This is a genomic window from Mesorhizobium sp. M0830 (assembly GCF_040319965.1).
Taxonomy (GTDB): domain Bacteria; phylum Pseudomonadota; class Alphaproteobacteria; order Rhizobiales; family Rhizobiaceae; genus Mesorhizobium.
This window is the reverse complement of sequence record NZ_JAMYOR010000035.1, coordinates 1-17,820: the sequence shown is the minus strand read 5'-3', so window position 1 is coordinate 17,820 and position 17,820 is coordinate 1. Positions and strand designations below refer to the sequence as shown.

General features: G+C 63.2%; 13 protein-coding genes. 8 read left to right on the top strand and 5 right to left on the bottom strand.

Going from position 1 to position 17,820, the window contains the following annotated elements; genetic code table 11:
* Positions 1–97: 97 nt before the first annotated feature.
* Positions 98–6,496 (bottom strand): kinesin, encoded by a 6,399-nt coding sequence (locus NKI20_RS20270; RefSeq protein ID WP_352833487.1) that lies wholly within the window; start codon positions 6,494–6,496, stop codon positions 98–100.
* 273 nt (positions 6,497–6,769) lie between these two features.
* On the opposite strand from NKI20_RS20270, the gene NKI20_RS20265 reads away from it, so the two are divergent.
* The 3 genes from NKI20_RS20265 to NKI20_RS20255 all read left to right on the top strand — a co-directional run bounded on the left by NKI20_RS20265 (position 6,770) and on the right by NKI20_RS20255 (position 8,689).
* Positions 6,770–7,138, top strand: a complete 369-nt coding sequence (locus tag NKI20_RS20265) for an Hpt domain-containing protein (protein ID WP_031261376.1) — start codon at positions 6,770–6,772, stop codon at positions 7,136–7,138.
* A gap of 112 nt (positions 7,139–7,250) precedes the next feature.
* Positions 7,251–7,571, top strand: coding sequence for a 2Fe-2S iron-sulfur cluster-binding protein (locus NKI20_RS20260; protein ID WP_023762917.1), 321 nt, complete (start codon positions 7,251–7,253; stop codon positions 7,569–7,571).
* Positions 7,572–7,654: 83 nt separating this feature from the next.
* Complete coding sequence (locus tag NKI20_RS20255; RefSeq protein ID WP_352833482.1) at positions 7,655–8,689, top strand: NAD(P)/FAD-dependent oxidoreductase; 1,035 nt, start codon at positions 7,655–7,657, stop codon at positions 8,687–8,689.
* Positions 8,690–8,736: 47 nt separating this feature from the next.
* Here NKI20_RS20255 and NKI20_RS20250 read toward each other — a convergent pair whose 3' ends face one another.
* Positions 8,737–10,212 carry an MDR family MFS transporter gene (locus NKI20_RS20250; RefSeq protein WP_352833479.1) on the bottom strand — a complete coding sequence of 492 codons (1,476 nt, stop codon included), beginning with the start codon at positions 10,210–10,212 and terminating at the stop codon, positions 8,737–8,739.
* Between the two features lie 214 nt (positions 10,213–10,426).
* Complete coding sequence (locus tag NKI20_RS20245; protein ID WP_352733653.1) at positions 10,427–11,065, bottom strand: DUF922 domain-containing Zn-dependent protease; 639 nt, start codon at positions 11,063–11,065, stop codon at positions 10,427–10,429.
* A 103-nt stretch (positions 11,066–11,168) separates the two neighbouring features.
* On the opposite strand from NKI20_RS20245, the gene folP reads away from it, so the two are divergent.
* The 3 genes from folP to folK are packed head-to-tail and all read left to right on the top strand — an operon-like array spanning position 11,169 to position 12,879.
* On the top strand, positions 11,169–12,020 hold the full coding sequence (gene folP, locus NKI20_RS20240) for a dihydropteroate synthase (RefSeq protein WP_352833475.1): 852 nt from the start codon (positions 11,169–11,171) through the stop codon (positions 12,018–12,020).
* Positions 12,021–12,023: 3 nt separating this feature from the next.
* On the top strand, positions 12,024–12,383 hold the full coding sequence (gene folB / locus NKI20_RS20235) for a dihydroneopterin aldolase (protein ID WP_023762922.1): 360 nt from the start codon (positions 12,024–12,026) through the stop codon (positions 12,381–12,383).
* On the top strand, positions 12,367–12,879 hold the full coding sequence (gene folK, locus NKI20_RS20230; RefSeq protein ID WP_352833471.1) for a 2-amino-4-hydroxy-6-hydroxymethyldihydropteridine diphosphokinase: 513 nt from the start codon (positions 12,367–12,369) through the stop codon (positions 12,877–12,879). The genes folB and folK overlap by 17 nt, the downstream gene beginning before the upstream one ends.
* A gap of 27 nt (positions 12,880–12,906) precedes the next feature.
* Here the strand turns inward: folK and NKI20_RS20225 are convergent, their stop codons facing one another.
* Positions 12,907–13,452 (bottom strand): DUF924 family protein, encoded by a 546-nt coding sequence (locus tag NKI20_RS20225; protein ID WP_023762924.1) that lies wholly within the window; start codon positions 13,450–13,452, stop codon positions 12,907–12,909.
* 14 nt (positions 13,453–13,466) lie between these two features.
* On the bottom strand, positions 13,467–15,302 hold the full coding sequence (locus NKI20_RS20220; protein WP_352833468.1) for a monovalent cation:proton antiporter-2 (CPA2) family protein: 1,836 nt from the start codon (positions 15,300–15,302) through the stop codon (positions 13,467–13,469).
* A 161-nt stretch (positions 15,303–15,463) separates the two neighbouring features.
* Between NKI20_RS20220 and NKI20_RS20215 the strand changes: the two genes are divergently transcribed.
* Together NKI20_RS20215 and NKI20_RS20210 are read left to right on the top strand one after the other, a co-directional pair.
* Positions 15,464–16,450 (top strand): AraC family transcriptional regulator, encoded by a 987-nt coding sequence (locus NKI20_RS20215; protein ID WP_352833582.1) that lies wholly within the window; start codon positions 15,464–15,466, stop codon positions 16,448–16,450.
* Positions 16,451–16,509: 59 nt separating this feature from the next.
* Positions 16,510–17,718: an MFS transporter gene (locus NKI20_RS20210; RefSeq protein WP_352833465.1), complete on the top strand. Its 1,209-nt coding sequence runs from the start codon at positions 16,510–16,512 to the stop codon at positions 17,716–17,718.
* The last annotated feature ends 102 nt before the right edge of the window (positions 17,719–17,820 follow it).

Genomic DNA, 17,820 nt, shown 5'->3' with positions numbered 1-17,820 from the left:
CAACAGCCGCAGCGACGTAGATGCGCCAACAATGCAAATAGGTCGACACGAAAAAGGCGGGAAATTTCCCGCCTTTTGTTTGTTGCAGCAGCCGTCCCTAGTGCAGGCGGCCGCTGGCGTGGGCCAGCATGGTGTAGACCTTGCCGGTGTCCGACGTCAGGTAGGTCTGCGCCATGATGTTGTCGCGGTCGTTGCGCGAGACATCCTTGAGCAGCTTCTCGAAATCGTCGCAGTAACGGTCGACGGCGGCGCGGAACTCGGCCTCCGCCTGGTACTTGCGACGGATCTCGTCGAACGTCTGCTGACCCTTCAGCGTGTAGAGCCGCCGCGTGAACACGTCACGCTCGCCGCGCCGGTAGCGGTTCCACAACTCGATCGATGCGTCGTGGTCGATGGCCCGCGCGATATCGACGGACAGCGAGTTCAGCGATTCCACGACATGCAGGGGCGAGCGCTGGGCAGGCGCCGCGCGCGGCGCTTCCGCCGGGACCGAGGGTGCCGCTGGCCTCAGATCCTCTTCATTCGACGCCGCGGTCAGCAGATCGCGCACCCAGCCGCCCTGAGGCGTGCGGGCATTGGCGTCCGGGCGCGGACGCGGTGCCGCGTCGGCCGGACGCTCAAGGTCGAGCGTGCCGCGCAATGCAGGGCCGCCCAAGGGCGCCTGAGGTGAGCGCAGCTCCGGCTGCGGCGCTTCCGGTGCGCGACGCGGCGGTTCGGCGGCTCGTGCGGCAGGCGCTTGCGGCGCCGGGCGCAGATTGCGTGGCTCGGATCCCTCACCATTGCGGGCAGATTTCGCAACGATCTCGGACAGCTCTTTCAGCGCATTGATCTGCTCGGAAACGGCGCGGCGGATGGCCGAGGTCGATTCCTTGGCCTCCTCGGGCATTTCGATGACGCCCTTCTTGAGCTCGGCGCGGGTCAAGTCGAGTTCGCTCTTGATAGAGCCTGCGGTCCGCCGCATCTCCTCGGTCGCATCGGCGAAGCGCTTGGTGGCCGAGTCGACGACGTCGGTGATGGCGTTGCGGATCTTGTCGGCCGACTCCATCGTCTTGCCTTCGGCGTTCTGCAGCGTCTGGCCGACGAGATTTTCGAACGAGCGCATAACCCTTTCGAGATCTTCCGACTTCTTGACCAGGCCGACGGCGAGGTCTTCGAGCGACGACTGCCGTTCGAGCGTGTGTTCCAAATTGCTCTGGGCCGAGCTCAACAGGTCCGAAGCACTGGAGAGCAGGCGGCTATGTTCGTCGAACTTGGTGGCGATCGACGCGACCTCGCGCAAGGTGGACGACGACAGTTCCGTCAGCCTTGTCGTGTTCGAATCGACCAGACGCGCTGAGCTGGCAAAGGTCTGCGCGGCCTTCTCGGTGGTGGCGGCGAAACTTTGCGTGCTGCCGCTGAGGCGTTCATCGACCTGGCCGAGATTGACCGCGGCCTGTTCGATCAGCTGACCGAGCTGCGAGCTTGACTTGGTCATGCGGCCGATGAGGTCGGCGACGCTGTCGGACAGCGACGAGCGGGCGCCTTCGACCGCCGACAAGGTCTCGGCGGTACGGCTGGCGAGTGCGTCGACAAGTGCGGCATTCTCGCTGCGCAGCTTCTCGGTGGCGCGTTCGGTGACCGCTTCCATGCTCTTTTGCAGTTCCGAGCCGCCTTGCGCGAAGCGCTCGACCAAAGGCCGTGCTGTTTCGTCGAGGATCTTCGACATTTCGGCCGAACGTGCCGCGAGCATGGTGTTGAGTTCGCGAGTGTTGGCGCCGATCGTCTTGGCGGCATCGTTGGTGCTCTGGCCGATATGCTGGCCAACCGCGGTGAACGTTTCCGCGATGACGTTGGCGCGCGAGACGAGTTGCGCCTCGGCATTCGACACCTGCTCGTTGAGCTTCTGGCCCATCGTCTCGGCCGTGTGGGCGAGACGGTTCTCGACGCCAGAGACCTGCTCTTCGACACGGGCGGCCGTAGCCGCAGCGCTCGACGCAAGCCGCTCGTCGGCGCCGGCTAGCGCCTGTTCGATTTCACGGGCATGCACGGCCATCTCCTGGCCGGTCCGCCTTGCGCGTTCGGCGACCCGTTGCTCGGTATCGGCAAAGGCACCGACGATGGTCTCGGCGTGCTCGCCGATCGTGGCGGTGCTGTTGGCGATGCGCGATACCAGGCGCTGATCCGCGTCGTCGAAGATGCGGCCGATTTCCGAGGCACGGCTCGACAATGCTTCCGACCCTTCGGCGATGCGCGAGACCAATTGCTGGTCGGCGGCATCGAAGATGCGGCCTAGGTCCGAAGCACGGGCGGCAAGCGCTTCGGCCGACTCGCCGATGCGCATGCCGAGCTGCTGGTCGGCGCCTTCGAAATTGCGCAAGATGTCGCCGGCGCGCGCGGCCAGCGACTGGGCCGTTTCGATGGCACGGGCGACCAGCTTCTGGTCGGCTGCGTCGAACGTGCCGGCGATCTCGCTTGCACGGGCGGCCAGATGGTCTGCGGTGTCCTGGGCCCGGGCGGTCAGTTGGTCGGCGGTTTCCTGGGCGCGGGCGGCGAGCTTCTGGTCCGCCACGTCGAAGGCGCCGGCGATCTGGCTTGCTCGAGCAGCCAGCTGGTCGGCGGTTTCATGGGCGCGTGCCAGCAGCGAGCTGGACGTGTCGTCGGCGCGGGCGAGCAAGGCGTTCGACGTATCTTCAGCGCGGGCGTGCAGGCGACGGTCGGCGTCCTCGAAGGTGCGGGCGATGTCTTCGGCCCGTGCCAGCAGGGCGGCGGAGGTCTGCTCGGCGCGCTCGGCGATCTTGCGGTCGGCGTCACTGAACGCGGCACCGGCCTGCTCATGCAGCGTGCTGGTGACTTCCAGCACCTTCTCACGCAGGGCGCCGGCGACAAATACGGCGCTCTTCTCAAGTACGCCGCGGATATTGTCGACGCCTGTCGAGAGGGCACGCTCCATGGTGCCCGCGCGTTCTTCGATGATACCGGTCTGACGGTTGAACGCCTGCTCTATCTTCTCGACGTCGCCGGCGATTGCCGCTGAGATATCGGTGCTCCTCGCGGCGATCTGGTCGATGTGGCCCGACAGCGAGCGATCGACGTCCTTGCGGGTCTCGGCGAGCTTGCCAAGATCGTCTTCCAGCGCCCGGGTCAGCATGGTGCGGCCTTCAGAAAGCTTGCCGACATGCCCGGCGATTACGTCATCGATGTCGCTGCGGCTTTCGGCCAGCCTCTGCAGGTCCGCTTCGAGGGCTCGTTTGAGGATGTCGCGGCCCTCGGCCAGCTTTTCCACCTGACCAGCGACCAAACCGTCAATGCTGGAGCGGCTTTCGGCCAGCTTGGCCAGATCGGCTTCCAGCGCGCGCTTGAGAATATCGCGGCCTTCCGCGAGTTTCTCGACCTGGCCGGCGACCAGGCCATCGATGCTGGAGCGGCTCTCGGCGAGCTTGGCGAGGTCGTCTTCAAGCGCCTTCGACAGGGTCGACCGCTCCTGGACAAGCCTTTCCGCGTGGCTGTTGACGAGGCCACCGACGTTTTCGAGATCCGCCTCAAGCGACCTCGACAGGGTCGAACGATCCTGGGCGAGCCGTTCGGAATGACTGTTGACCAGGCCGTTGACCCTGTCCAGATCAGCCTCGAGCGACTTCGACAGGGTCGAGCGATCCTGGGCGAGCCGTTCGGAATGGCTGTTGACCAAGCCGTTGACGCTTTCGAGATCAGCCTCGAGTGCCTGGGCGAACTGTGCCCGGTCGTCGACCAGTTTCTGCGACTGGTCGGCAATGGTGCCCTTGATCGCATTAAGGTCGGATTCCAGGGCGCGCCGCAGGATGTCGCGGCCTTCGGCAAGCTTCTCGACCTGGCCGGCGACCAGCCCGTCGATGTTGGAGCGGCTCTCCGCCAGCTTGGCGAGGTCGTCCTCAAGGGCCTTGGACAGCGTCGAACGATCCTGCACCAGCCTGTTCATGTGGTCGGCGATGACGCTGTTCACATTCTGCAGGTCGGTTTCCAGCACCCGCGAAAGCTGGCCGCGATCCTCGGCCAGCTTTTCCGACTGGCTCGATATGACGCCCTTGATCGTGTTCAGATCGGATTCCAGCGCGCGTTTGAGAATGTCGCGGCCTTCGGCCAGCTTCTCGACCTGACCGGCGACCAGCCCGTCGATGCTGGAGCGGCTCTCCGCCAGCTTGGCAAGGTCGGCTTCGAGGGTCTGCGACAGCAGGCTGCGGTCTTCGGCCAGCCGTCCCGAATGGCCTTCGATCAGGCCGCGTATGCCGGACAGATCGCCCGCCAGCGAATGGGAAAGCTGCGTGCGGTCTTCCGCCAGTTTGGCGGAATGGGTTTCGATGAGGCTCTTGATGCCGACGATGTCGTTCTCCAACGCCTTGGCGAGCACGGCGCGGCCCTCGGCGATCTTTTCCACCTGACCGGCGACCAGACCGTCGATATCGGCGCGGCTGTCGGACAGTTTGCCGAGGTCGGCTTCCAGGGCGCGCGACAGGATGTTGCGGCCTTCGGCGAGTTTTCCGACGTGACCGGCAACCATTTCATCAATGATCGTACGGGCTTGCACCAATTTCCCTGAGTCTTCATCCAGGGCAGCGGAAAGCCTGTTGCGGCCTTCTTCCAGCCTTTCGAGATGGCTGCCGAGCGACGCGTCGATAGCCGCCCGCGATTCATTGACCTTGCGCAGATCCTCTTCGAGCGCACGCGAGATCAGGCTGCGGCCTTCGGCCAGCTTCTGCACCTGGTTCGTCACCGCCGCATCGATGCCGGCGCGGCTTTCGTCGAACTTCGCCAGATCGGCCTGCATGGCCTCGGCCATGCGCTCGCGGCTTTCGGACAGCTTTCTGCTGTGGTTCTCGACGGCTTCCTCGATGCCGACCCGGGCGTCGGCGAGGCGCTGGATGTCGCTGTCGAACGAGCGCGAAACGACGTGACGGGCAGCTTCCATGCGCCCGGCGAAGTCGCTGGCGCGGGCTTCGAGCATGGAGGAGGTCGAGGTGACGATGTCGGCCATATCGGCGCCGATCTGGGTCTTGCCCCGATCGATCATCGCCGACAGCGTGTCCTTGCTCTCGGCAAAGGTGTGAGCGATTTCGCGGGCGCGCTCGACCAGTGTCTCGTTGATCTGACGGGCGCGGGCCTCGAGGGCCGCATTGAGCTTCTGCGTTCCGGTATCCAGCGCCTCGGCGCGGGTCTGGAACTCGCTGATCAGCGCCTGGCCGCGTTCGGCGAGCGTGCGTTCGATGCCGTTGAGGCTGGCCTCGAATTCAGAATTGAGGGTGCGCGCGGCGCCGCCAAGCAGCGACACCATGCCAGTGGTGCGATCGTCGAGCAGATCGGTCAACGACCGCGTCAGGCCGTCCGTGGTGTCCGTCAGCTTGGCAATGCGGGTGTCGAGAAGGCTGGCGAAAGCCTCGCCGGAGGTCGACAGGCGATCGGTGATCGAATCGAGCCGGCCTTCCACCGAATCGAAGATCGACATCGAGCTTTCGTTGATGCGGTCGATGAGCGTGTCGCCAGAATTGGTGATGGTCATCGACAATTTGGTCGACGCATTGAGGATGCTGTCGCGGATGATGTCGGAGGCGGCGCCGATCTCGTCCTTCAGCGTCTCATGCGCGCCGCTGATCGAGGCTCGGACGCGCTCGGCATGGGTGACGACGGCTTCGCGTTCGCTGCCGAGCCCGTCGACCAGCGAACGGATGCGGGATTCGTTCTCGGAATAGGAGCGTTCGATCTGGTTGACTTCGCTGTGAACCAGCGTTTCCAACTCGACGGCGCGGGCAAGCGTGCGTTCGATGCCTTCGCCCATGGCCGCGACCTCGCGGCGAACAGCCTGGCCGATCATCATGACGCGATCCTGGGCAAGGTTTTCCGGCTCCGTCAGGCGGAAGGCCACTTCGGTCATCGACTGGGCGGCCATGCGCATTTCCTGGGCGCGGCGAATCATGGCCGCGAAGGCCCAAAACAGGATGACGGGCACGATCGCCGCAACCGCCAGACCGATCAGCTCCGGACGGGCAAGGAACTGGTCTAGCGTGCGGATTGTCCAGATGCTCGGTCCGAAAAGGACATTGGCCAAACCGCCGGCGCCGGCGAACCAGGCGAGCGAAACGAAGGCGACAACCCAGTAAATGGTGTTCGAGGCACGCCTGTTGAGGCTGTGCAGGAGCGTTTTGTAGTCCTTCTGGCGATCGTCATTGGCCGGCGAGAAACCCCCGGGCTGGGCACCATTGCGTGTTTCCACGGGGCGCAACTCGGCAGGCTTGGCCTTGGGCGCGGGTTTCGCAGCCTGGCTCTGGGCCTGGCTCTGATTGACGACGGACTCAGATTTCTGATTGCGTCCCTCACGTGCCAACTCGTCGGCGGCCTGGGAAATCTGCGCTTCCAGATCCTCCATCGAAGCCGCGATGTCGAGGTCGCCACTGCCGACATCATTGCTGAGGTCGATATCAAGCGCCTTCTCCAGTTCCCTGGCCACGTCGCTGTCGAGAGTTCTCGTCGTCGTTGGTTTCTTTGCCATGCCTTCGCTACCCTGTACTAGCTGCCGCGGGCCTTATAATTCTGTTTGTCGTACCACGCGCAGGAGGCTGAAAATGGACCCCTCGTATCGTAATGACACAGGGGGGTAAAGAAAACATGCATTCCGCGGGATACGTAAAACTTTAAATATAAGGTTAACGCAACCGTGATTTGGGCGCCGTTTTCGCAACATTTTTCGCGGCCATCCATTAACCCGTTGTCCACTGGAATCGCCTAGGTTTTTGGGGCGATCGAAGAAACGGAGTTCGAGTTCATGCGTGGCGAAAGCGGCATTGCCTTCTCAATGCCCGGGGGCGACGTATCCGGATCGAGGCGGTCACGACCGGTCGATTTGGCACACCTTGCCCGACAGACGATGGGCGACCGCAGCCTCGAACAGGAGGTGCTGGCGCTCTTTGTACAACAGGCGCTGTCGGTGCGCGATAGAATAGTCGATGCCGACATTAAGGACCGGCTTCTGCTCGCCCATGGGCTCAAGGGCTCGGCTCGGGGCGTGGGTGCCTTTGCCATCGCCGATTGCGTCACCGAGATCGAGCGCCGGCCGGAAGACAACCAGACGCTCAAGCAGCTCGGCACCCTGATCGACGAAGTGCGCGATTTCATCGCCGCCATCAGTCGCTGAATCCGACGCCAAACCCGGTTTGCGGAAAAACGTCGCGGGGCGGCGCTTTCGCGCGGCAGTTGACTTGCTCGCCGGAGTGATTATCTCGGCTGCAACTCCCTTCAGGTGACAAATGACCAAGCTGACTTTCATCGCCCATGACGGCACGCAGTTCGACGTGGACGCCGAAAACGGCTCGACGGTCATGGAGAACGCGATCCGCAACGCTGTGCCCGGGATCGAGGCGGAATGCGGCGGCGCCTGCGCCTGTGCAACCTGTCACGTCTATGTCGACGAAGCATGGACGGCCGAGGTCGGCGAGCCGGAAGCGATGGAAGAGGACATGCTGGACTTCGCCTACGACGTCCAGCCGAACTCGCGCCTGTCCTGTCAGATCAAGGTGCGCGACGCGCTTGACGGCCTGGTTGTCCGTGTGCCCGCCCGCCAGGGCTGAGACTTTGGTTTTTTGCCGGCTGCTGCTTGGCAGCGGCGGCTTGCTCATGCAGTGTCTCGACAACACGCAGCGAGGCACATCGCATGACCGGCACCATCACCACAGACGTCCTCATTGTCGGGGCAGGGCCCATCGGCCTCTTCGCCGTGTTCGAACTCGGCCTGTTCGACATGAAGTGCCACCTGATCGACATTCTCGACCGGCCGGGCGGCCAATGCGCGGAACTCTATCCGGAAAAGCCGATCTACGACATTCCCGGCTGGCCTTCGATCTCGGCGCAAGGACTGGTCGACAAACTGCTCGAGCAGATCGCGCCGTTCAAGCCTGACTTCACCTTCAACCGAATGGTTTCCAGCCTCGAAAAGCTGGAGGACGGCAGCTTTCACGTCACCACCGACGAGAACGAGGTGTTCGAAGCCAAGGTGGTGGTGATTGCCGCGGGCGGCGGCTCCTTTCAACCCAAGCGTCCGCCGATCCCCGGGATCGAGCCCTATGAAGGCAAGAGTGTCTTCTATTCGGTGCGCCGGATGGAGGATTTTCGCGGCCACGACCTCGTCATTGTCGGTGGCGGCGACTCGGCGCTCGACTGGACACTGAACCTGCAGCCGGTGGCAAAGAGCGTGACGCTGGTGCACCGGCGGCCTGAGTTCCGTGCCGCGCCCGACAGCGTCAACAAGATGTATGCCATGCAGGAGATGAAGCAGCTGCATTTCCAAGTCGGGCAAGTGACCGGATTGACCGGCACCGAGAGCCAGCTGTCATCGGCCACCATCAAGGGGCCGGACGGCGATGTTGAGGTGCCGTGTACGCGCATGCTGCCGTTCTTCGGCCTGACCATGAAGCTTGGACCGATCGCGGAGTGGGGGCTCAATCTTCACGAGAACCTCATTCCGGTGGATGCCGAGAAGTTCCAGACATCGGTGCCCGGCATCTTCGCGGTCGGCGACATCAACTGGTATCCGGGCAAGCTGAAGCTGATCCTATCGGGCTTCCACGAGGTGGCGCTGATGGCGCAGGCCGCCAAGCGCATCATCAGCCCCGGCGAGCGTATCGTGTTCCAGTACACGACCTCGTCGACCAGCCTGCAGAAGAAGCTCGGCGTGGTGGAAGCTTCCTGAACGCGTCGCTTTGATTCAAATGCAGCCGACGCGCTTCACGTCTTTTGTCAGTCAGCCAGCACCGGAGCCTCGGGATGGCCGCGCAGCGGCTTTTCCGGCATCAGCACCAGCGCGACGAGCGCCATGACCAGCATCGCTGCCGCGGTGATGAAGATCATCACGAATGCCAGTGCCTCGACGGCGGTGCTGGCCGCCTGGACGTTTTCTCCGGCAAGCGGCAGGCCGTAGCCGAGCGCGACCGCACCAAGGATGGCGACGCCAAGCGCGCTGCCCAAAGAACGAAGGAAGATCAGTACGCCGGTGGCGACGCCGAGATGGGCCCGATCGACGGCATTCTGAACCGACACGGTGGCAACCGGAAATGTCGTGCCGCTGCCCAAGCCGATGCACGTCGTCAGAACCTCGACGATCAGCAGGGAAACATGCCCCGCCACAAGGCTGAGTATGCCGAGGCACAGGATTGCGAAGGTCACCCCCATCATCGCGATCCGCTTGTAATGAACGAACCGGGGAATCGTGCGGCCGCTGAATGTCGCACCCGCAACGGTGCCGAGCATGAGCCCAAGCATGGCGGTTCCCGATTCACTGGCCGAAAGCCCGAGGATGGACTGCAAATAGACCGGCAGGTAGACCGCGAGCCCGATATTGGCGGCCTGCAACAGGAACAATGACAACGTGCCGGCAAGGACGATCGGGTTGCCAAGCACTTCGAGCGAGATCAGCGGCTCGGCCGCACGCAGCAGCCGCAACGCAAAGGCGCTCCAGATGACAGCCGAACAGGCGAGCAGCCCGAAGATTTCACGCGACAGCCATGGATATTCGCTGCCACCCCAGTTCAACGCCAGCAACAGCAAGGCGGTGGCCGCGACGAGCAACAAAGCGCCAAGGCCATCGATGCGATGGTGCTTTGCCGCGATCGGCAGCTTTCTCAGCGGCTTGTTGATGATGGCCATGGCGATGAGACCAAGCGGCATGTTGATCCAGAAGATCAGCGACCAGTGGAGATGCTCGGCGAAGGTGCCGCCCAAAAGCGGGCCCGCGATGCTGGCGACCGCCCAGGTTCCCGCGATCCAGGCCGAGTAGCGCGCGCGCTCGCGCGGCGGCACGAGGTCACCGATCACGGTCTGCGCCAGCGCAAACAGGCCGCCGCCGCCGCCGCCCTGGATCGCGCGACCGACGATCAGGACCAGCATGTTAGGCGCCATAGCGCTAACCAGTGATCCGGCAAGGAAGATGAGGATTGCCGCGTAAATCGTTGGCCGGCGGCCATAAACGTCCGATATCTTGCCATAGAGCGGCGCCATCGCTGTGGCGGTCAACAGGTAACCGGTCACGATCCAGGGCAGATATTCGGCATGGCCGAGCAGGCGCGCCATGGTCGGCATCGCAGGTGCGACGATGGTCTGGTCAAGCGCTGCCAGAAGCATCGACAGGAGTACGCCACCGATGATGGCGTTCTTTTCGCTTTCGCTGAGAGGCGAGTCGGTCTTCACCACCGTCTGCCTGTCGACAGTCTGGTCCATGTCCATTCATCCGTATGCTTGCGACTGGCCGCCATTCAGCCCTTCCGGCGTGTTGACCGCGTTAGCCGCATTGATCCTTCGAAGGTCGCCCTGGCGAACATGACATATGTCGTCCCGTATAGGCCGATTTCGACCGGTGCTCGAAAATTTTTCGAAGCTGGCACTACGCTTCAGTGCAATTGGCCTGCGCCGCCATACAACGCCTGGGCACGATTCACGTCGGCGGCAGTCTACCGTTCCCGATGCGCTCCATCCGGTAGCGCAGCAGCTTGAGGATGCGGCTTTCGAAATTGACACTTTCGACACGGTCGAACTGGACCTGGGCACGGTCATGCTTGCCCAGAACGGCCGCCGTGATTGCGGCGGCCTTGGCCTTTGCGGCGTCGCAGTTTCTTTGCGGGTAGGTGGCTTCCAGCGCCTCTTCGAGTTCGCGGCCATAGTTCTTCGCGATCTCGACGTGGCGCTCCTCATGTCGCTTGATGTCGGCCGACAAGGTGTCCCAAAACAGCCTTACATCGGCATCGGCCTTGCGTGTCCGGCGCCATTCGGGAAGGATCACCTTCACCTTGACGGTCACCACGGCATCGGTGATCCGGCAGGAGCTCGATGTCCGCGCATAGCTGATGCGGGTGGTGAAAGCCATTTGTGTGGCGCCCGGATGGCGCGTGCCCGTGCTTTTCACCTCCGGCCCGCGTTTGAAGAGCTGTGCCTCGATTTCGTCGAGCGTGCTGCCGCCGACGGCGAAGTAGCTATACGTCTTGACGAGATTGGCCGCACCCGCCGGGATCGGTGTGATGGCGAGCAGCAGCGCGCCAAGCAGGAGTTGTTTCATGCCAAGCATGGATCGTTTCATTATGTTGCCTCTTCGACCACCTTGCTTTACGGCCGTTGCCGGCGCAACGGAATTGATCCGCTGGGGATCACACATGATTGATGAACTCCATGGTTGATGAGCAATGACGGCCAGGCGGTGGCAGTTGGCGCATGGGCGCCATCTCGAGCTTGGCGGCAAGGCCGTGGTCGTCGGCATCCTCAATGTCACGCCCGACAGCTTTTCGGACGGCGGTCTGTTCGAGGCCCCCGAAAAGGCATTGACCCAGGCACGGCGCATCGTCAGGGAAGGGGCATTGGTCGTCGACATCGGCGGAGAATCGACCCGCCCCGGTGCCGCCGCCGTGTCGGCAGGCGAGGAACAGGCCCGCATCCTGCCGGTGATCGAAGCGCTGGCGAGCACCGGCGAGGTGCTGATTTCGGTCGACACCTATCGCGCCGACACCGCACGGCTTGCGGTTGCCGCCGGTGCGCATATCGTCAACGATGTTTGGGGTTTGCAGCGTGAGCCCGACATTGCGCGTGTTGCCGCCGACACCGGCGCCGGGCTTGTCATCATGCATACCGGACGAGATCGCCAGAAGTTGCCGGACGTGATTGCCGATCAATTGGCGTTCCTGCAGAAATCGCTGGAGATCGCCCGCCAGAACGGTATTGCCGACGATCATATCGTGCTCGATCCCGGATTCGGCTTCGCCAAGGAGACGGCGGAGGAAAATCTCGACCTGATGGCTCGCTTTTCCGAGTTGCATACATTGGGCTTGCCGCTGATGGCCGGCACGTCTCGAAAACGCTTCATCGGCACGGTTACCGGCCGAGATGCGGCCGACAGAGGGGTTGGAACTGCGGCGACCAGCGTCATCTTGCGGCTCAAGGGCGCCGATCTGTTTCGCGTCCATGATGTCGCATTCAACGTGGACGCGTTGGCGCTCGCAGATGCTATGCTGGCGCGTCAAACCGACCGGGCGAGAAACTGAGCGATGTATGTCATCCGCATGAAGAACTGCGCTTTCTTTGCCCGGCACGGTGTGCTGGACGAGGAGGAGAGGCTCGGCCAGCGCTTCTATGTCGATGCCGCTCTCACCGTCGATCCCGGCCGGGCGCTTGTCGAGGATTCCATTGAGGACACCGTCAACTACGGCATTGCGTTCACGGTGATCGAAAGGATCATCACCGGGCAGCGTCGCTTTCTGATCGAGTCGCTGGCGCTCGAAGTGGCCCGTGCGCTGACGGCGCGTTTTCCGCAGATCAAGAAAGCCGAAATCACGGTGCGCAAGCCGAACGCTCCGGTGCCCGGCGTGATCGATTACGTCGAGGTGACCGTTGTCTGGCCCGAATAGTACTGTCTATCTCAGCCTCGGCGGCAATCTTGGCGACCCGGCAAAATCAATGGGCGCGGCATTGCGCATGCTGGATGCCGACGCAGACACGCGTGTCACCGGCGTCTCCTCGCTTTATCGCACACCGCCCTGGGGCAAGCTCGATCAACCCGACTTTCTCAACGCGGCCGCGGCAATTTCCACCGGGCTTGCTCCGCGTGCCTTGCTCGACCTCTGCCTCGATGCAGAGCGCAAGCTGAAGCGCGTACGCGAGGAGCGCTGGGGGCCGCGGCTGATCGACATCGACATTCTGGTTTTCGGCGATCGCGTCATTCACGAGACCGGGCTGGAGGTGCCGCATCCGCGCATGCTGGAGCGCGCCTTCGTGCTGGCGCCGCTGGCGGAGATCGCGCCCGGCCTGGTGGTCAGCGGTCGCAGCATCGCGGACCGGCTGGTCGCCGTCGACACCTCTGGCATCGAGCGATTGTCGTCCGGCCGCGATTGGTGGTTGGCCTGACATCCAAACGAGGTGGCAGCCGAACTTTCAGCCCGAGAATCCGCCGCCGTCCAGGAACGACTGCTCCCGCGGGGTGGTTTCGCGGCCAAGCATCCTGTTTCGGTGCGGAAAACGGCCGAAGTTCCGAATGATATCGCGGTGTTCGACGGCATAGCTGAGATAGGGTTCGGCCCGGGCCTGGGTCAGATCGACCGATATGTGCTGGTCGGCGAGCAGTTCCGAATGCTCGTACGGCAGATAGAGGAAGACGCGGACTTCTACTTCGAGCGCCAGATCATGACCGGCCGCGATCGCCTTTGCGGCAAAATATCTGGCGAGCGGGTCGGTCGCGTACATGTGGCCGGTGCCGCGAAAGCAGTTCCGCGGAAACTGGTCGAGCAGGATCATCAGTGCCAGCGAGCCTTCGGCATGCTCCAGCCAGCCGTCGCATTCACGCCGCGCTGCCGCGTAATGCAGATCGAGAAAGCGGTCGCGGAAGTCGGCATCGAAGGCCTCGTTCTTCTCGAACCACGCGTCCTCGCCGGCATCGCGCCAGAACTTGGTGACCGACAGGGCTCTGCTGTCCAATTCCATGCCTAATTCCTTGCTCAGTCGGCGGGTTCGGGTTTGTGCAGCACGCCAGCCGTCTCTTCGTTGAGCGCCTGGCCAGCGCGGCGCGGCGTGGAGAGCGGCGTCGGAATCGGCGTGCCGATATTGCCTTTTAGGAAGCGCTGTCCGGCGCGGACGCCTTCAGCCAGTTGCGTCTCGAAACGGGCGGTGTCGCGGCGCCGCACGTCCTCGATCACTTCGGCGACGTCTTCGGGATCGACACCAAGCGATTCCAACGCCGAGCCGCCAAAGACCAGCGCCGACTCGAAGGTTTCACGCAGCTGGTAGTCGACGCCGGCGCGAATGAGCTGTAGCGCGGTGCCGCGGTCGAAGGCCCGCGCCAGCACCGTCAGAAGAGGAAACTCGGCCTTGACCAGCTGCGCGATGCGGACGGCGGCATCCGGCTTGTCGACGCAGATCAGTACGGCGCGCGCCCGACCGGCGCCGGCGGCATGCAGGATGTCCAGCCGGGTGCCGTCGCCATAGTAGACCTTGAAGCCGAAATCGGCCGCCGCCTGGATCATCTCGACCTCATTGTCGATGATCGAGACGTCGATGCCGCGCAGCAGCAGCGGCTGGCTGGCGATTTGCCCGAAGCGGCCGAAACCGATGATCAGCACGCTGCCGGTTAGGCCATCGGCGACATCGACGCCGTCGAGCGATTGTTCGTCGCGCGGCGTCAGATAGCGCAGCGCGATGATCGCCAGCGGTGTCAGCACCATGGAGATGATGACGATCGCCGTGAGCGTCGCGTTGGCGTTGCCGTCGATGATACTGACCGCCGCCGCGGACGAGTAAAGGACAAAGGCGAATTCGCCGCCTTGCGCCATGAAGACCGCGCGCTCCAAGGCTTCGCGATGACCTGACTTCAGGATGCGGGCGACGATGTAGATGCCGAACGCCTTCATCACCATGTAGGCGACGACATAGATGGCGATCAGCCGCCAGTTCGCGGCGACCACATGCAGGTCGAGTGACATGCCGACCGCGAGAAAGAACAGGCCGAGCAGGATGCCGCGGAACGGTTCGATGTCGGCTTCGAGCTGATGGCGGAAGGTCGATTCGGACAGCAGCACGCCGGCCAGGAAGGCGCCCATCGCCATCGACAGGCCGCTGAGCTGCATGGCGAGCGCGGACCCGAGAACGACCAGAAGTGCTGCCGCCGTCATCACCTCGCGGGCACGGGCTTCCGCCAGGATGCGGAAGAATGGATTGAGCAGATAGCGGCCGGCCACTACCAGGCCGACGATCGCGGCGAGGCCGATGCCGACCTCCGTCAGCCGCTCCGACAGGCTGGTGTCGGCCCCACCGGGCGCCAGGAACGCGATCAGTGCCAGCAGCGGCACAATGGCCAAATCCTCGAGCAGCAGGACCGATACGATGCGCTGGCCTTTCGGCGCGGCGATTTCGCCGCGCTCCTCGAGAAGCTGCATGACGATCGCCGTCGAGGTCAGCACGAAGCCGGCGCCGGCTACGAAGGATTGCGCGATCGGAAATCCTCCCGCCACGCCGACGCCGGTCAGCAGAAGCGCGCAGACGCCGACCTGCAGGGCGCCGAGGCCGAAAATCTCGCGGCGCAGGCCCCACAGCCGCGACGGCTGCATTTCCAATCCGATGATGAACAGGAACATCACCACGCCGAGTTCGGCGACGTGAAGAATGGCTTCCGATTCGGAAAAGACGCCGAGACCGAACGGACCGATCACCACACCGGCGGCGAGATAGCCGAGGATCGAGCCCAGTCCCATGCGCTTAAAGATCGGAACCGCGACGACGCCGGCCGCAAGCAGCGCCACCACCTGGACCAGATCGCTGCTCGATGCCTCTACCGCCATGCCTCTTTTCCCTGTGTCTGACAGCACTCCTTGCATGCACCGGGAGCGGGAGGCAAGGGCACAAAGCTTGACAGGAAGGGTAGGTTGCCGTTGACGCGATTTCCTTGGTGGAACAACGGTCTCCGCTTGCCTGCCGGACGTTCGGCATCTATATCAGCCATATGCCTGACTATTCGTCCCGCCCGTCGTTGCCGCACATCCCGATGGACGCGCTTAGCGAAGTTCTGCAAGACTTTCGCTTGAGTGGTGTCAACTATGGCCGCTGCGAGCTCCGGCATCCATGGAGCATAGACTTTCCGCAACAAAAGCTGCTTCGTTTCCATTTTGTCGGCCAGGGTCCATGCTGGATTCATACCGAAGCGCAAGGCTGGCAGGAGTTGCGCAATGGCGATCTGGTGCTGCTGCCGCAAGGCATCGCCCATCGGTTGGCGAGTGCGCCGGATGTTGCAGGCGACTCGCTCCAGGGTTGCCAGGTGATCAAGTTGGGGGGCAACGTCTGCGAGGTGGTGCGGGAAGGATCGGGCGCGACGAGCACCCTTTTCTGCGGCTCCATGACCTTGGGCTCCTGTGCGCTTAACCCGTTGATCTCGTTGATGCCGCCTATCATCAAGGGTTGCGACGTGGCTGGCAATGACCCGGTCGTTGGTCCTTTGCTGGCGGCCATGACGGTGGAGGCCGCTCATCCGCAGATGGGCAGCGCCACCATCTTGTCGCGTATGGCGGACTTGCTGACAGCCCGGCTCATCCGCTGCTGGGTCAATTGCTCGGGAGCCTCGACCACGGGTTGGCTCGCAGCCATCCGCGATCCCCATATTGGCCGCGCGCTGGCAGCAATGCACCGAGAACCCGGCCGTAACTGGACGCTGGAAAGCCTCGCCGGCGTGGCAGGCCAATCGCGCTCGATTTTCGCCGAGCGCTTCAGCGCTGTATTGGGGGAGGGTGCTGCACGCTACCTCGCTCGCCTGCGTATGCAGCTTGCCCGCGAGTTGCTGGAGCAAAACGGCTTGTCGGTTGCCGAAGTCGCTACCCGTTTGGGCTATGATTCCGAGGCATCCTTCGCTCGCGCGTTCAAGCGCATCACCAATGTCTCGCCGGGCGTTGTGCGCCGCACAATTTCCGGACGAATAGACATGAATTTCGGATTTTGAGATACATATCATCCGGAAGGACTCGTCTATGAAGATCTCTAAACCTTGGAGATCCTTCAGTGACTGACACAACATTACAGCTTGAAGACGCCGCGATTGGCCTTGATGCCGACGCGCCGGTCGCGTGGAGCGCGGCCACCTGGTTCGCGGTCCTTTCATTGGCGGCCACCAGCTTTGCCCTTGTATCAGCCGAATTCCTGCCGGCAGGTCTGTTGACGCCAATGGCGCGTGATCTCGGCATCAGCGAGGGGACGGCTGGACAGGTCGTCACCGCCACCGCCTCCGTCGGCGCCGTGACGGCCATGTTGAGCAATGTTCTCATCGGCCGATTGAACCGCAAGACGGTGCTGGTTGGCCTCATGGCCTTGGCGGTCGGTTCCAATATTCTTGCAGCGTTGGCGCCCAATTTCTGGCTGTTGTTGCTAGGCAGGGCCGGACTGGGGATTGCTCTCAGCGCTTTCTGGGCACTTTCGGTTGCTGTCGTTGCAAGGCTGGTCGGCGCCAATGCAACAGGTCGAGGCATGGCTGTCGTCACCCTCGGGGTCTCGCTCGCCACCATTGCCGCGCCCTCGATGGGTGCGTTGATCAGCGACTGGCTGGGATGGCGCAGCGCCATGGCCATGACGGCGGGGCTGGCCGTGATTGCCATGCTTTTGCAGTTGCTTAGCTTGCCGACCTTGCCTGCAGCAGCAAGCAACAGTCTTGCAGACGTATTTCGGCTGACACGGCGGCGTGGTATTCAACTCGGCATGCTTGCCATTGTCTTGCTTATGACAGGGCATTTTGCTGGCTCTGTCTATGTGCGTCCCTTCCTCGAACAGGTGACGCTCCTTGCAACCGGGCCAATTGCCCTGGCTCTGCTCGGATTTGGCATCGCCGCCGTGATTGGCAATATTGCCGGCGGCCGCATGGCCGACGCCAATATCCGCATTGCTCTCGTGGTGACCGCCGCGCTGATGGCGTTTGCGGCGCTGGCATTGGTGCTTTGGGGCGTGCACATCGGCGTTGCCTTCGGGTTCGTTACACTTTGGGGCCTCGCCTTCGGCATGGGGCCGGTAGTGCTGCCGACCAATCTGTCGCGTGCGGCGCCTGATGCGCTGGAAGCGGCGGGTAGCCTGATGGTCGTCTCTTTCCAGGTTGCCATCACGACCGGCGCGGTTGTCGGTGGTTATGTCGTGGACACCTATGGTGCCACGGCGCCCTTGACTCTGACCGCTGTCCTTGCGGCGGCGACGGCCCTGCTGGCGCTGCTACAGCCTCGCGGCTGAACCTTGCTCTAGTTGACCTAGACGTCATGTTCCGAGGCCTGAGATCGGTGGCCCGCCCTTTCGTGCGATTAAGAGACGAGGGTTGCTCGGATAGGCCGAGCC

Bases quoted from the DNA above. Each gene is read 5' to 3' on its own strand.
- NKI20_RS20270 (WP_352833487.1), bottom strand. From the start codon at position 6,496: ATGGCAAAGAAACCAACGACGACGAGAACTCTCGACAGCGACGTGGCC.
- NKI20_RS20265 (WP_031261376.1), top strand. From the start codon at position 6,770: ATGCGTGGCGAAAGCGGCATTGCCTTCTCAATGCCCGGGGGCGACGTA.
- NKI20_RS20260 (WP_023762917.1), top strand. From the start codon at position 7,251: ATGACCAAGCTGACTTTCATCGCCCATGACGGCACGCAGTTCGACGTG.
- NKI20_RS20255 (WP_352833482.1), top strand. From the start codon at position 7,655: ATGACCGGCACCATCACCACAGACGTCCTCATTGTCGGGGCAGGGCCC.
- NKI20_RS20250 (WP_352833479.1), bottom strand. From the start codon at position 10,212: ATGGACCAGACTGTCGACAGGCAGACGGTGGTGAAGACCGACTCGCCT.
- NKI20_RS20245 (WP_352733653.1), bottom strand. From the start codon at position 11,065: ATGAAACGATCCATGCTTGGCATGAAACAACTCCTGCTTGGCGCGCTG.
- folP (WP_352833475.1), top strand. From the start codon at position 11,169: ATGACGGCCAGGCGGTGGCAGTTGGCGCATGGGCGCCATCTCGAGCTT.
- folB (WP_023762922.1), top strand. From the start codon at position 12,024: ATGTATGTCATCCGCATGAAGAACTGCGCTTTCTTTGCCCGGCACGGT.
- NKI20_RS20225 (WP_023762924.1), bottom strand. From the start codon at position 13,452: ATGGAATTGGACAGCAGAGCCCTGTCGGTCACCAAGTTCTGGCGCGAT.
- NKI20_RS20220 (WP_352833468.1), bottom strand. From the start codon at position 15,302: ATGGCGGTAGAGGCATCGAGCAGCGATCTGGTCCAGGTGGTGGCGCTG.
- NKI20_RS20215 (WP_352833582.1), top strand. From the start codon at position 15,464: ATGCCTGACTATTCGTCCCGCCCGTCGTTGCCGCACATCCCGATGGAC.